Below are 14,929 nucleotides of genomic sequence, written 5' to 3' on the forward strand. Positions count from 1 at the left end.
ACATTCGGTAGTTTGGCAATAGCGAGATCGAGAATGATGCACAGCTTTGTCCGAACTGAGAAGATGGGGACATGACTACGGCACGCCCTACTCGACGCACCGGCCTCCCCGGACGTCCCGGCTACGACCTCGATTCGCTCCTCGCCGTGGCCGTGAAGGTGTTCAACGACAAGGGCTACGACGGCGCCAGCATGGAGGTGCTCGCCAAGAAACTCGGCATCACGAAGTCCTCGATCTACCACCATGTGTCCGGAAAGTCGGAACTCCTCGAACTTGCTCTTTCCCGTGCGCTCAACGCACTGTTTGCGGTCACGACCGAAGAGGGTGCCACCACCGGCCCCTACATCGACCGGCTCGAATACCTGGTCCGGCGCAGCGTAGAGGTGCTGGTAGCAGAGCTTCCGTACGTCACCCTGCTCCTGCGCGTCCGCGGCAACACGACGGTCGAACGGGCCGCGCTCGCCCGCCGACGCGAATTCGACAACTTCGTCGGAGGCCTCGTCGCGTCAGCCGCAGCGGAGGGCGACCTGCGTCCGGACATCGAACCCGCCCTCGCCAGCAAGCTGATGTTCGGCACCGTCAACTCGCTGATCGAGTGGTACAAACCCCGAGCGGGTGAGTCCGTCTCCGACATAGCCGACGCGGTCGTCGCCGTCACTTTCGACGGACTTCGCAAGGCCTGACTCCAGGCAGTTCTGCCGAATCCTTGACAACGCGGCGTTACCGGGCGATCGTAATTACCGACCGAACGTACGGTGAGATGGAGATGTCGTGAGCAGACTGTTGGAAAGCTATGTAGCCGGTCGCTGGTACGCCGCACCGGACGCAGGTACCGCGTTGCCGAGTGCAGTGGACGGATCCGAGGTGGCCCGGATCTCCGCCACCGGCGTCGACCTCGCCGAGATGGTTGCGTACGCACGCGAGGTCGGCGGCCCCGCACTGTCAGCGATGACCTTCCACGAACGCGCCGGCGCACTCAAGGCTCTGGCTCTCACGTTGATGGCAGGAAAGGCCGAGTTCTACGAACTCTCCACCGCCACCGGGGCGACGACGCGAGACTCCGGGGTGGATATCGACGGCGGGTTCGGGACGCTGCTGAGCTACGCGAGCAAGGCCCGGCGCGAATTGCCCGACAGCACGGTATTTCTGGACGGCAACGTCGAAACTCTGGGCAAGGGCGGAACTTTCCTCGGGCAACACATCTACACGTCACGTCGCGGTGTCGCCGTGCAGATCAACGCCTTCAATTTCCCCGTGTGGGGGTTCCTGGAGAAACTGGCGCCGGCATTCATCGCGGGTGTGCCGTCCATCGTCAAGCCTGCCAGTTCCACGGCATATCTCACCGAACTCGTCTTCCGGCGCATCATCGAATCAGGCTTGCTCCCCGAGGGTTCCGTCCAACTGCTCTCCGGTAGCGCACGCGGACTCCTCGATCACCTCGGCGGACAGGATTCGGTGGCCTTCACCGGATCCGCCGATACCGCAGCAACACTGCGCGCTCACCCGAACGTCGTCGGCAAGGGTGTCCACTTCAATGCCGAGGCCGATTCACTCAACGCGTCCATCCTCGGCGAGGACGCCGTCCCTGGAACTCCCGAATTCGATTTGTACGTCAAGCAACTCGTCACCGAGATGACGGTCAAGGCGGGCCAGAAGTGCACAGCGATCCGGCGCGCACTGGTCCCGGACTCCCTGGTCGACGCCGTCGTCGATGCCGCATCCGAGCGACTGAGCAAAGTGGTCGTCGGGCACCCCGATACCGACGGTGTCACGATGGGGGCGCTCGCCAGCATCGAACAGCGCGACGAAGTCCTGAAATCTATTCGCGGCCTGACGAAGTCGGCGTCCATCGTGTTCGGAGACCCGGAGAACCTCGACGTGGTCGGCGCCGACGCCCGGTCCGGAGCCTTCCTTTCACCGATCCTCTTGCGTGCCGAGGACAATGCACTCGAGGTGCACGAGGTGGAGGCATTCGGGCCTGTCAGCACCGTCATCGGTTACAACGGCATCGATCATGCGATCGAGCTCGCGGCCCGCGGTGAGGGCAGCCTCGTCGCCTCGGTGGTAACTGCCGACACGGACGTCGCACGTCGACTGGTACTGGGCCTGGCAGCTTTTCACGGCCGAGTTCTCGTCTTGAACCGCGACGACGCCAAGGAATCAACCGGTCACGGCTCTCCCCTCCCAGTTCTCGTACACGGCGGGCCCGGCCGCGCCGGCGGAGGTGAGGAGTTGGGCGGCATCCGCGGAGTTCTGCACCACATGCAGCGCACCGCGGTTCAAGGCACACCCGACGTACTCACCGCGGTCGGCGAGCGCTGGTTCACCGGTTCTCAGCGCACCGTCGGATCCGAGCACCCTTTCCGAAAGAGTCTCGCCGAGTTGAAGATCGGCGACACAATTGTCGGCGGGCCGCGCCAGGTCACGCTCGCGGACATCGATCATTTTGCAGAGTTCACCGGTGACACCTTCTACGCGCACACCGATCCGGTTGCCGCAGCCGCGAATCCACTTTTCGGTGGCATCGTCGCGCACGGATACCTGGTTGTCTCGCTCGCTGCCGGTCTGTTCGTCGACCCGGCTCCCGGCCCGGTTCTCGCGAACTTCGGCGTGGACAGCCTCCGTTTCCTGACCCCGGTCAAAGCCGAAGACAGCCTGACGGTCACCCTCACAGCCAAGACCATCACACCCCGCAGCAGCGCCGACTACGGTGAAGTTCGTTGGGATGCCGTCGTGACGAACCAGGACAGCGATCCAGTCGCAACGTACGACGTCCTGACGCTGGTAGCCAAGACTCTCCCCGAAGGGAATTGAAAGCACATGACCTATCGCGTAGCAGTGTGTTACGGACGCCCCACCGATCCGGAGGCTTTCGAGAAGTACTACAACGACATCCACATCCCACTCGTCCGCGAGGTACCAGGGTTGTCGGACTTCACCTTCAGCACATGCTCGTCCATGGATGGCTCCGATCCCGTCTTCTACGCCGTCGCCAACCTGGTCTTCCCCGACCTCGAGACCATGCAGAGCGGTCTGAAGTCACCGGAAATGCGCGCTGCAGGAAAGGACGTCGCGAACTTTGCCACCGGCAAGGTCGACATGTACGTCCAGGAAGTTGTCTCGGTCCTCTAGACCCCTGCAGTTCTCAGATCCCACAGGAGTTGTCTCGTGAGTACAGGAAGCATCACCGCCAGAGAGATGTTCGACGCGGACCAGGCGTCTCGGGCGCTCGGTATCGAGATTGCCGAACTGGCGCCAGGTAGCGCAACCGTGACCGTCACTGTGGGTGAGACCATGGTGAACGGTCACGGAATCACACACGGCGGCTATGTTTTCCTGCTCGCGGACACCGCGTTCGCGCTCGCCTGCAACGGCTACGAGGATTCAGCCGTTGCAGCGCGCGCGGACATTCGATTTCTCCGTCCAACACGTCTGGGCGACACGTTGACCGCCGTCGCGTCCGAGAAGGCTCGAGGGGGCCGAAGCGGGATCTACGACGTGACGGTTCGCAGTGGCGAGACCGTCGTGGCCGAGTTCCGCGGCGACAGTCGAACCATCTCCCGGTAATTTTCAGCCCACGACGTTTCAACCCACGACGTTTCAACCCACGACGGGAAGCTCCAAGGGGCCGGACCCGTCGGCGAAGATCGTCACCGGCATGCCTTGCAGTCCTCCACGGAAACTGATGTCGCCACCGGTGATTGCCAGACGTACAGAATGCCCCGGCTCGAATCTGTGCACTATCGCCGGCATCGTCACCGGTACGGGCTGCGACGGGTCACTGATGCGAACAGGTGCGATGAGCCCGTTGATCAGGGACGACGTTCCGTCCGGCGCCACGTCGTAGAGCTTCGCGAACACCACCGGCTGCCCAGGGGCCGCGACACGCAACGTCACGGTGGGAGCGCCCACCACGTCCATCGCCTCGGACATCGGCGTAGTGGTCCACAGCGCCTCGGTCCCCGGAATCTGTGCACTCGGAATGTTTCCGGCCGGATTGATATTGAGCGGCTCGACGCCCGTCGGGAGCCCACCCGGTGCAGTGACAATTGTCTTCGAACCAGGTACCACCGGCGCACCGTCCGGCAGCAGTCCCCCGTCAGCGGACAGATGGAAGGAGCGGGCGGTCCCGACATCGACGGTGTCGGACGTCGCGTAGGCCGGCGCCGCGTTCCCCTCGTAGTCGATCCAGTTACGGAAGTATGCGAATTCCGGTCCGGTCTCCGTGTTCTCGTCCTTGAGGTAGTGATCGAACCAGTCCATGAAGCGACCGGTTTCGTACTGGGCGTCTTCGTCGGGTGCGGAGAAGCTGAATTCGCCCGGCGCAGCAGCCAAGTGACTGTGTCCCCATGAATGCCAGATCATCTTGGCGTCCACGCCACGGGCTTTCAACGCGTCGTAGGTCGCGGTTGCCTCGTTCAGATCGAACAGGGTGTCTTGTTGTCCCTGCGCAAGCAGCACCGGGATATTGATCCGGTCGACAAACGACGACACCGACGACGCTCGGAGTTCACTCACTACTTGGGGTCCGATGTCACCTGTCACCACTGCCTCGGCGATCGCGTTGCACATGTACGGCACGTAGTTCGGGCAGCCGGGAAGTCGTGCGGGGTCGGCGATGTAACCGTCCACACCGGGGTTTGCAATGCCGGCACCGAAGAGCAGTGACGCAAAGAGCACTTTCGCGGCTCCCGGTTCAGCAGTCGACACACCGGAGATGATGCCGGTGCTGTTGGGCGCCAAGGAATACGAGAGGTCGTTCCAGGTGATCATGGGGATGATCGTGTCGATACGGGGATCCACACTCGCGGCGGCGAATTGAATGCCACCGCCGTAGGAACCACCCGTCATGCCGACCCGAGGGTCGTTCGTCGACGGTGCACCGTTGTGATCGACGGCGTCCTGCACCACCGCGGTGAGCGCCGGATAGGGCTGCGTCAGAGCCTGATCCGTGTAGGCAATCCCCTCTTGGCCGCCGAGGAAGCTGACCAACTGCGAAGCGGCGACGCCGTCGTATGCGGGAGAGTCGAGTGTGATCTTGCAACTCGAGCCGCCGAAGCCCAGTCCCGAATACGTCAGTCCGACATACCCGTTCTCGGCGAAGTTCTGCAGAGCGGGAATCTGATCCTTGTACGAACCACCGAACCCGTTGGTGGTCAGGATCGCGGGAGCCGGGTTGTCCGCGTCGACGCCGTCGGGAACAAAAAGTTCACCGATGACAGTGCACGGCGTCGAGAGTTCAGGCCCGACATCGACCGAGAAGTACAGTAGCTGTGACGAATACGAGCCGTTCGGCGAATCCGCGAGCGCCGGCGGCGAAAAGCCGAGGGCACAAACCACGAGCGTGACGACACTGATCGCTATTCTCCGGCGCACCTGAAAACCGTACACCCGGACCTGTTCTCCACCAGCCTGATCGGGCGCGTGCCGCCGAAGTTTCCGCAACAAACGTTACGCCAGGCCGGGTCGACGTCTACTTGACCGTCAAGGTGCCATGCATGCTCGGATGATAGGTGCAGTGGAACGTGTACGTTCCCGGCTCGTTCGGCACCGTGATGGTTTCCGTCTCACCAGCTTCGATGTCCTCGTTGAACAACCCCGCGGTATCGGACGTGACCGAGTGCTCGACGGTGTCGTTGTTCTGAATGGTCAGCACCTGTCCAGGCATAACCGACTCCGGCGTCGAGTACTCGAAGCCGCTGATCACGATTCCCATCGACGACGCTCCCGGCGTCGACATACCCAGAGGCATGCTCGGCATCGACATACTGGTCGGCTTGCTCGTCATCGTCATGCTGGTCATCGCCATGCCGTCGTGATCTGCCGAATCGTTGTCCGACGAATCGCTGTTGTTGTCACTGCACGCGGTCAGTGCGAACACCGCCAGGATCAGCGCTGCGAGCACCGCGAGAATCCGCTTCATTGCTTCGCCTCCTGCTCGTTCCCCCGCAGTCTGCTGATTACCCGCCGCCTAGAGGGCCAAACAGCTCCGATGTGGTGCCTGCGACGCTGATAGTGCACGATTTCTGCACCAGCTCCACTCGAGGACCGACACTGAAGGACACAGCACAGATGGCCAAGATCAAAACGTCGAAGGCAGCCAAGTCGAAGGCGCCGGTAGCGTCAAAAGCACCCGCGGCGAAGGCGCCCGCAGTCCTCTGGAAGGACCTACCGGACGAGCACGACTACCCGGCGGCCCGCGATTACCTTCAGTTGGGCGCGACACCGGTCCAGGTCCAAGCTCTCGTGTACGCCCTCAAGACGGCGACGCTGGTCTCGAAGAAGGCCAAGGACATCCTGCGGGCGGCGGGGCTCCCTCTGCTTCCGGTCGACAACCCACACGTGGCTGCCGACCTGAAGAAGATCCGCAAGAGGATCGCGCTGTCACCGATCCTGCTGGTGCAGGGAGACTTCCGCGCCGGAGTACCGGCGCAGATCGCCGACGGCTACCACCGTGTCTGTGCGAGTTACCACGTGGACGAGAACACCGCCATCCCCGCGAAGATCGCACCCTCGACAGTTACTTCGTAGGTCGTCGATGACCTTCGGCATCCTTGCCCTCGTCGCCCTGGCCGGCATTCTCGGCCCACTGCTCGGCGCCCGCGTCAGCTGGCATGTCCCCGTGGTGGTCGGCGAACTCGCCGCCGGTGTCATCTTCGGTGTCACCGGTTTCGGGCTGCTCGACTCCTCCGACCGGACGTTCACATTCCTGGCCGATATCGGTTTCGCGCTCACGATGATGGTGGCCGGCTCGCACGTCCCGGTCCGCGATCCGGCAGTTCGGGCGGCAATAGGCAAGGGTGCCGCTCGCTCGGTCGTCGTCGGACTCCTGTCGGTTGTTGCCGGCTACGCTGCGGCGACGGTATTCGGCACCGGTCACGCCGCGCTGTACGCGGTCCTGATCGCGTCGTCGTCCGCAGCGTTGATTCTCCCCATCGTCGATTCGCTGGCGCTCGGAGGAACGTCGGTCCTGCAGATGACGGCCCAAGTCGCAATCGCGGACACCGTCTGCATTGTCGCGCTGCCGTTGGTAATCGATCCCGACAATGCCCCTCGCGCTGGCCTCGGCGCACTGGCTGTGGCGGCGTGTGCGGTTGCCTTGTTCTTCGTACTGCGAGCTTTCCATCGTTCCGGCCATTGGCGAAAGCTCCACAAGTTCTCCGAGAAACGAAAGTTTGCACTCGAACTCCGGATCAATCTCGTGATCCTCTTCTCCCTGGCGGCGCTGGCGTCGAGCACCCACGTGTCGATCATGCTCGCGGGCTTCGCCTTCGGGCTCGTTCTTGCCGCGATCGGTGAACCCCGCCGCCTCGCCAAACAGCTTTTCGCGATCACCGACGGCTTCTTCGCTCCCCTCTTCTTCGTCTGGCTGGGAGCGGCGATCAATCTGCGCGACCTCGTGACCCATCCGTCCGCCATCTGGCTCGGATTGGCCTTGGGCGGCGCAACTCTCGTAGTTCACGCAGTGATACGAATCCTCGGCCTACCTCTCCCCTTGGGAGTGCTGTCCGCCGCACAACTGGGGGTGCCCGTTGCCGCAGTAACGGTGGGCACCCAATTGGGGGTGATGGGCGACGGTGAACCCGCTGCCATCCTCCTCGCCGCCATGATCACGATCGGTGCAGCAACGCTGGCGGGTGCTGCCGCGTCGAAAGCTGGTCTCACGAAGCCTGCTTGACCGCGGCCCTCTCCACCGTCAGCAAGCTCTCCTCCGAATGTTCGGCGTGATATGCCGCGCCGCCGCCGCGGACACCGAAGAGTCGCTTGCTCCAGATCAGCCACACGACGGCAGCGATGTTCACCAGCAGCAACCCGGCCCTCAACCACGTGATCTTCTCGGTCAATTCGTAGATTTCGAGGGGCAGGAACAAACTGGTCGCCACCACCGCGAAGTACTCGCCCCAGCGTTTGACCATCCACAGACCGACTGCCTCGATCACTTGAAGGCCGGCATAGACCAACAGCCCGACTGCGATCCAGGTGAGCGTCGTCGCCGACAACGAAAACGCCTGCTCGATGTGATGGACCAGTTTGGAATCGTCGATGTTCCAACCCAATTGGCGGGCGAGTGGCCTGATCAACGGTAATTCGTTCTCGAAGGCGTCCTCGACGCGTCCCTTCGACGATCTCAGTTTGAAAACACCGATCGCCAGAAGAACCAAACCCAGAGCGCGGAACATTCTCTCGGTGGCGAGAAGTCGCATGATCAATCTGTCGCGAAGCAGCCGTCCCCGCGGAACCTCGGGGGCGGCGTCCGCCGGTCCCGATGCTCGGGGCGCTCCCGGGACGAAGTTGCCGCAACGTAGGCACCGCCACGCCTGACCCACCGCAGTATCCACATGTAGTCGATCCCGCAGTTCCGGTTCGTCCGGAGCGTAGGTCTCGTGACCGTGCCAACTGCACGAGCGCAATGCGAAGTCCACGGGTGAACTCTATGCCGCATATGCCCGGTAGCGTGGATACCCGCTGACCGTGCACTTCGAACGACGAGGATTCCGATGACTACCACCAAGATCGAAACCCGGCATGGCGTCATGGCCGTCGACGACAGTGCCACCGACGGTTTCCCGGTTGTCTTCATCCACGGAAACTCGGCCAGTCGCTCCATCTTCCGCAACCAGGTCGACGCCGACTGGGCCGGCGGCTACCGGATGATCACCCTCGACCTACTCGGTCACGGTGATTCCGAAGACGCGAGCGATCCCGAAGCCGCGTACACACAGAACGGCTACGCCGACGCCATCGTCGATGTTCTGACCGAACTCGGAGTCGAACGGGCCGTGGTTGTCGGTTGGTCGCTCGGCGGACACATCGCCCTCGAGTTGATCGCGAAGTTCCTTGGGCTCGCTGGAATCGTCATCACCGGTACGCCACCGGCCAATCCCGAGACGCTGGGCGTCGCGTTCAATGCCGGCGACGGATTGTCCATCGGCGGTACCGAGGTCATCACCGAACAGGAAGCCGAACTTTACGCTCGGATGACCGCAGTTCCCTTCGAACAGGCGGCCCTCGACGCCGCGATTCGCACGGACGGTCGCGCTCGAAAGATCATGTTCGACGCATTCGGCGCGGGCCGCGAATCGGATCAGAAAGCTCTCGTCGCAACAGCGACCGTGCCGCTCGCGGTGATCGACGGTGCCAGGGACCCGTTCGTGAACACGTCGTATGTCGCGTCGTTGTCCTTCGCGAATCTTTGGGAGGGCACCTATCACCTCATCCCGGGAGTCGGGCATGCGGCGTTCTGGGAAGCCCCTGAGGTGTACAACCCGCTGCTGCAAAGGTTCCTCGGCAGTTTCGCGCGATAGCCGCAACTGCCGAAATTCGGCTACCTGTCCGGACCGGAATGGACTAATACCTCGTCGCTTAAGGTGTGAAAAAGTCTCGTACGCGAAAAGTCGGATCGTTCGTGACTGTCCCGGACAACGTGCACAGCAGTTCGGACAACGCTTGAAACAGGCATCGAGTGAACTCTCTGCTCGATCGGTTGGACCTTCTCCCCGAAAAATCTTCAGACGGTAAAACCGATCGAGCAGAAATTTTCTCTTTATCAGAATTCAGGGCAAAATAGACAGCATGCCGAGCACTGTCATCGCCTCCGAAGGGCACAGTTCTTGGCGAACGCTCCAGGAATGGTTCAACGAACCACACGACTACGAGTGGATAAAGCACCAGAGATCCGGCCGAGCGATCATTCCGATCTTCCGGACCTTGCTCGGAATTATGACGATGATCTTCGGGCTTTCCGCTTTCTACAAATTGATCGGACCGGATACACCGCCGACCACACTCGGCAAAGCACTGTCGGTTTTCATGATCTGCACATGTGTGGCGATCGCCGCGTGCTGGTTCACTCAACCATTTCCAGGTCGCCGCGGCCTGCTCGCATTCGGGATATTCGCAGATCTCGGGATCGCGGCCGCGGTACTTCTGGTACCGGATCGCTCGTCCGGGACGTTCGGTTGCATCGTCTTTGCGGTCACCGGAACCTTTGCGACGCTTTTTGTCAGCGCAAGATGGCTTGTCGCTCATGTCGTCTGGTCGACGACTGTCACGACTGCTGTATTCGTTCTCGCATACCTACAAGGCGAAGTCGATATCACGACGCTTCTCGCTCGCGGTACCGTTCTTTTCGGAGCTGTCACACTTGTTCCCATTTTTGCGCACCTGACCTGGCGCACTCTGTACCGCGATGCCCAGTATTCGGATCGTGATCCTCTTACCGGGCTGTTCAACCGTCGAGGGCTCGAGGGGGCAGTCGGCGACCTCTTCGAGAGCGCCCGAGATGATTCTTCGTCTCTCGCTTTCATCGTCGTCGATATCGACAAATTCAAGACGGTGAATGATCTTCACGGCCACGCCGAAGGCGATCATGTCATCAGAAGAACCGCGAACCGATTGAGCACACATCTCGGGGAGCGCGGCGTTATCGCTCGAACAGGCGGAGAAGAATATCTGGCTGTCATCGCCGGGAATCCCGAATCTACGACCCTGTTGGTCGAAGGGATAAACGCGGCGCTGTCGGATCACTCCGACGACATCCCCACCACGGTGAGCGTCGGAGCGGTGATCATGGCCGCCGAATCGAAGGCGTGGAGCGGCGGCGCTTCCGCAATCCTGGCCGCGACAAATGTCGCGGATTCGATGATGTACCAAGCGAAAGCGGCGGGCGGCAATACCATCCGCTCGGCTCAGATCTGATTCACAGCCACGTCAACGGGTGAACGCTCCGACCGGATTCGGTGTCGGTTGCCGCCAGATACACATCGACGCGCTCAGCCGTCAGAGCCTTGCTGATGTGATAGCCCTGGACCAGGTCGCAGCCGACCCACTGAACGCGGCGGAACTGCTCGATGGTCTCGACTCCCTCGGCCAACGACTTCATGCCAAGCGCCGCAGCCAACTCGACGATGGATTTCACCACGGACATCTTCGGATCGTCCGAGTCGGTGACAAGCATGCGATCGATCTTGAGCACGTCGATCGGAAGTCTCTGGAGCGTGGCGAAAGACGAATAGCCGGTGCCGAAATCGTCGAGTGCGACGGTGACACCGAGTTCACGCAACTTGTAGAGATCCCGGATTGCCCGATCGTCCACAACACCGGTCTCGGTGATTTCGAGTTGCAGCAGATGCGGAGGCAAGCCCGAATCCGTCAGGGCTTTCTTCACCATCGCGCCGAACTCTCGCGACACCAACTGCACTGGTGAAACATTGACCGAGACGCCGATTCCGCTCGGCCACCCCGCAGCAGCCGCGGTCGCCATCGCCATTGCCTGCGCGCCGAGGGGGATGATCATTCCGGTTTCCTCTGCCACCGAGATGAACTGACTGGGCCCGATGAGGCCGCGACTGGGATGGTTCCACCGGAGAAGGGCCTCGAAGCCCACCACTTCACCGGTCTGAGTGTCGACCTGGGGTTGGTAGTGGAGATCGAACTGCCCTTCCTCGATCCCTCTGTCCAGCTCGTGCAGCGCTGTTGCCCGCGCCGATGCCCGCGCTCGCAGTAACGGCGAGAACTTGCCTACTCGATTCCGTCCCGTCGACTTTGCTTCGTACAGAGCCAGATCCGCCAGCATCACCAGTCCGTCTGCGTCGGTGGAATCCTCGGGTGCGCTGGAGTAACCGATCGTGGCCCGCACCTCGATTCGATTGCCTTCGACGAAGAAGGGCTCATGGAGCACTGCCAGGTACCGATCGAAAATGACACCGGGATCGTCGCCGGCCGAGGTACAGACGATGAGCCCGAATTCGTCGCCGCCCATCCGCGAGCACATGTCCGAACCGATGACGTCGCGCAGGCGTTTCGTGACTTCGAGAAGTAAGTGGTCCCCGATCGGATGGCCGAGGGTGTCGTTCACCGATTTGAAGTTGTCGAGGTCGAGAATCCCGACGAGAACCTGCTTCTCCGGCACCCGAGATCTGATGGCCTCCTCGAGCGCCTCACCAAAGGCGCGACGGTTCGGCAACCCGGTCAGGGAGTCGGTGGCGGCAAGTCGAAGGATCTCCTGCTCGTGGACATACCTCTCCGTGATGTCGGATCCGACACCGCGCCAACCCAGAATCACCCCGGACTCGAGGACGCGGGGATTACCGGAGAGTGACCACCAGCGTCGCTTACCGTCGACCTGCACTGCAACGACGGTGTCCCGGAAGGGAGCACTCGATTCGAGTTTGTCGATCAGCTGGGCTGCGGCCGCACGCCCCTCCGGGCTCGACGCGATCTGGAGTCTGGTGAGAAGTTGCCCGAAGGTGAGTTGCTGCAACTCGTCCACCGTCATACCTGCGACCTCGGCGAGACGTGCCGAGGTGTGGGAGAACCGACCGTTGGTGTCGCACTCCCACAGCCAGTCTCGGGAACCGCCCTCGAAACCGTCGAGCAACAGTGCCACAGTCTGACGCTCGGATTCCGCCTGAAACTCAGCGAGACAACGGCGCTGGAACGAGGCCGACAGATAGACCGCACCCACCGTGAGCGCAAACATGTAGATGCACAACTGAATCGCAAGTACGCGAAAGTGGGATTCAGCGTGGACGATGAGAACAGTGAATACGCCGAGGCCGTGAATATAGATCCAGGTCAGGCTCACCGATCTCAGACTGGAGAACGTCACCGTCCCGGCGCCCATGATTCCTGCCATCGTCGCGATCAGAACCAAATCGCGGAAGACGTCCACGTCGTGGAAAAGCAGGGCAAAAAGTGTGACGTCGAGGCTCGCGACCACGATCACCTCGAGGAGCAGCCCCGCGTAGTCGTAGCGCGGTGTGTGTTTCGACGGTCGCCAGCGAAGCGGTATCCATACTCGAATCGAATTCGCGAGGACAAGAAAGATGAGCGCGCCACCCAGCCACCTGAGCGTCTGACGTCCAGGCGGAACGGTATACGCCAAAATCACCACCAAACTCGCCATGTACGCAAGATTGGCGAACGGTGCGACGGCCGCAGCTTCGTTGATCTGACGGCGAAACAGGCTGTTACAGTCGGCCTCCGAAGCAGGATCTTGCCTACCCAATCGAGTCAGACGGTTCATCCGCGAGGCATCCTGACATCTGCGCAGGCGCCATCAGCGGGCGTCGAATCCGCTCGCCTGGCCATCCGAACCTCCCCCGGCTCCGCACCGAACCCTTATCCGGTGAAACGTCAGTGTTTCAGACTCGCTGCTTGTTTCCTTCACAACGGTAGCCATCTGACGAAACGATTGGGCGCAGATCACTATATCCAGAGGTCGATCAATCGATCTTCCAGGTCGGTAAACGATTGCTGATTCTTAGCTCGACGCGCGCTTGTCGCCGACCGCGACGCGGGGGATACGAGAGGTCGGGAACAACGCTGCGATCGCGAGCAGCGCAGCCACGGCAAAGGCGACACGCAACGCGTCCAGCCTGGCGTCTTCGTTCACATCCACAATCGCGTCCGCCGCGGGTTCGGCGACGCCGGCGTCACCGAGAGCTGATCGAAGTTGCGTCGTCGACAAGAAGGGCACGCCCGAGGCCAGATCGGTGCTCGCTTGCTGCTGCACCGAGAGCGGAACTGCCGGGTTGTCTTCGATCCCGGCAATCGCTGATGTCGTGAGAGTGGCAATGAGAACCGATCCGATCAGCGCGGTCCCCAATGATGCGCCCAGGTTCGTGGCCGTGTTCTGCAGTCCGCCGACCTCGGTACTGCGGTCGTCCGGGACAGCCGACACGGTGACTGCTCCGAGCTGCGAAGACAGGCAGCCCAAGCCGAAACCCATGAAAAGCATGGGGATCATCACGACCGCCGCGTTGGCTCCGGGGTCCATGCCCGCCACGAGCATCAAGATGCCGAAGATCATGACCAACAATCCGACTCGGACCACACGCCGCGGGTTCGCGGTAGGCCGCAGCTTCGGAATACCTATGGCAGCCAACACGAGCGCCGCCGACAACGGCAGGATGCGAACTCCCGTCTCGAGGGCGCTGAGTTCCAGAACTACAGACAAGAACAGCGGGACCGCAAAGAACACGCCCGCCTGGACCAGGAACTGCGCGAAGAACATGGAAAGTCCGCCACTGAGCTCACGGTTTCGTAGCATCGCCGGATCAAGCAACGGCTCCTTCCCCGCAGCGGCCAGCCGCCCCTCCCAGCGCAGGAATCCGTATACGACAAGTAGCCCGGCGATCAGCAGCCACACCACCGGGGAAAGCCCCACCAGCTGTGGCCCGTCGGGTTTCGCCTGGACCCAACCCCACTCGCTCGAACGCAGAACTGCGAAGACGATCATGCCCAGGCCCACCACCGACAGGACCGATCCGACGTAGTCGAGGCGCGACTTCGACGGTGGGACGTCGACCACCTTGCTCAGCACCAGCAAGATCAGGACAACGATCACGACTTCACCGACGAACACGTAACGCCATGACGCAAAAGTCGTCGCTGCGCCGCCGATCAGCGGGCCGACAGCCACAGCCATCGCGCCCGCCGCAGCAACCAGGCCGTAGGCCCCCGGACGCTTCACAGCAGGGAAGTTGGTGGCGACCAGCGCGACGATCGCGGGCATGATGAGCGCCGCACCGACGCCTTCGAGGAACGACCATCCGATCAGCAGGACCGCGAGATTGGGAGCGAGCGCCGTTGTCAGGGAACCTGCGCCGTAGATGACCAAGCCGAGCGCAAAGGCTCGGCGACGACCCATCATCGACCCCACCTTGCTGCCCGTGATCATCAGAGTCGCCATGACGAGGGTGTACAGCGTGATCGCGGTTTGAATACCGGTAATGCTCGTGCCGACGTCCTCGGCGACGGTTGCCATCGAAACGTTCATGACCGAGCTGTCCAAGGTCATCAGGAATTGGCTGGATGCCAACACCGTGAGGACCAGTCCCGAACCCGCCTGCGTAGTCGAACCAGCAACCTGTCCGTCACCCATCGTGCGGGTGTACCCGGTGTTCAGGTCCTCGAAGCAGACCGG

General features: G+C 61.9%; 13 protein-coding genes. 8 read left to right on the forward strand and 5 right to left on the reverse strand.

Annotated features, from left to right (window positions below; genetic code table 11):
• Positions 1-71: 71 nt before the first annotated feature.
• The 4 genes from ACFT1A_RS14105 (at position 72) to paaI (ending at position 3,567) form a co-directional block, all read left to right on the forward strand.
• Positions 72-683: a TetR/AcrR family transcriptional regulator gene (locus ACFT1A_RS14105; protein ID WP_007730612.1), complete on the forward strand. Its 612-nt coding sequence runs from the start codon at positions 72-74 to the stop codon at positions 681-683.
• 88 nt (positions 684-771) lie between these two features.
• On the forward strand, positions 772-2,814 hold the full coding sequence (gene paaZ / locus ACFT1A_RS14110; RefSeq protein ID WP_378447489.1) for a phenylacetic acid degradation bifunctional protein PaaZ: 2,043 nt from the start codon (positions 772-774) through the stop codon (positions 2,812-2,814).
• 6 nt (positions 2,815-2,820) lie between these two features.
• Positions 2,821-3,132, forward strand: a complete 312-nt coding sequence (locus ACFT1A_RS14115; RefSeq protein WP_378447490.1) for an EthD family reductase — start codon at positions 2,821-2,823, stop codon at positions 3,130-3,132.
• Positions 3,133-3,198: 66 nt separating this feature from the next.
• Positions 3,199-3,567, forward strand: a complete 369-nt coding sequence (paaI, locus tag ACFT1A_RS14120; protein ID WP_378447601.1) for a hydroxyphenylacetyl-CoA thioesterase PaaI — start codon at positions 3,199-3,201, stop codon at positions 3,565-3,567.
• A 33-nt stretch (positions 3,568-3,600) separates the two neighbouring features.
• Here the strand turns inward: paaI and ACFT1A_RS14125 are convergent, their stop codons facing one another.
• Together ACFT1A_RS14125 and ACFT1A_RS14130 are read right to left on the reverse strand one after the other, a co-directional pair.
• Complete coding sequence (locus ACFT1A_RS14125) at positions 3,601-5,391, reverse strand: CocE/NonD family hydrolase (protein ID WP_378447491.1); 1,791 nt, start codon at positions 5,389-5,391, stop codon at positions 3,601-3,603.
• A gap of 82 nt (positions 5,392-5,473) precedes the next feature.
• Positions 5,474-5,923, reverse strand: coding sequence for a cupredoxin domain-containing protein (locus ACFT1A_RS14130; RefSeq protein ID WP_378447492.1), 450 nt, complete (start codon positions 5,921-5,923; stop codon positions 5,474-5,476).
• 149 nt (positions 5,924-6,072) lie between these two features.
• On the opposite strand from ACFT1A_RS14130, the gene ACFT1A_RS14135 reads away from it, so the two are divergent.
• Entirely contained in the window at positions 6,073-6,531 is a 459-nt protein-coding gene (locus ACFT1A_RS14135) for a hypothetical protein (RefSeq protein WP_378447493.1), read from the forward strand.
• A 7-nt stretch (positions 6,532-6,538) separates the two neighbouring features.
• On the forward strand, positions 6,539-7,678 hold the full coding sequence (locus ACFT1A_RS14140; protein ID WP_378447494.1) for a cation:proton antiporter: 1,140 nt from the start codon (positions 6,539-6,541) through the stop codon (positions 7,676-7,678).
• Here ACFT1A_RS14140 and ACFT1A_RS14145 read toward each other — a convergent pair.
• Positions 7,662-8,423 carry a DUF2127 domain-containing protein gene (locus tag ACFT1A_RS14145; RefSeq protein ID WP_378447495.1) on the reverse strand — a complete coding sequence of 254 codons (762 nt, stop codon included), beginning with the start codon at positions 8,421-8,423 and terminating at the stop codon, positions 7,662-7,664. The genes ACFT1A_RS14140 and ACFT1A_RS14145 overlap by 17 nt on opposite strands.
• 75 nt (positions 8,424-8,498) lie before the next feature.
• On the opposite strand from ACFT1A_RS14145, the gene ACFT1A_RS14150 reads away from it, so the two are divergent.
• Together ACFT1A_RS14150 and ACFT1A_RS14155 are read left to right on the forward strand one after the other, a co-directional pair.
• Positions 8,499-9,305, forward strand: coding sequence for an alpha/beta fold hydrolase (locus ACFT1A_RS14150; protein ID WP_378447496.1), 807 nt, complete (start codon positions 8,499-8,501; stop codon positions 9,303-9,305).
• A gap of 268 nt (positions 9,306-9,573) precedes the next feature.
• Positions 9,574-10,698, forward strand: coding sequence for a GGDEF domain-containing protein (locus tag ACFT1A_RS14155; protein WP_378447497.1), 1,125 nt, complete (start codon positions 9,574-9,576; stop codon positions 10,696-10,698).
• 1 nt (position 10,699) lies between these two features.
• On the opposite strand, the gene ACFT1A_RS14160 is transcribed toward ACFT1A_RS14155, so the two are convergent.
• Together ACFT1A_RS14160 and ACFT1A_RS14165 are read right to left on the reverse strand one after the other, a co-directional pair.
• On the reverse strand, positions 10,700-13,027 hold the full coding sequence (locus tag ACFT1A_RS14160) for a putative bifunctional diguanylate cyclase/phosphodiesterase (RefSeq protein WP_378447498.1): 2,328 nt from the start codon (positions 13,025-13,027) through the stop codon (positions 10,700-10,702).
• 237 nt (positions 13,028-13,264) lie between these two features.
• Entirely contained in the window at positions 13,265-14,887 is a 1,623-nt protein-coding gene (locus ACFT1A_RS14165) for an MFS transporter (protein ID WP_378447499.1), read from the reverse strand.
• Between the last annotated feature and the right edge of the window lie 42 nt (positions 14,888-14,929).

The sequence above is a fragment of the Rhodococcus sp. NPDC057135 genome, assembly GCF_042670865.1.
Lineage (GTDB): Bacteria > Actinomycetota > Actinomycetes > Mycobacteriales > Mycobacteriaceae > Rhodococcus_F.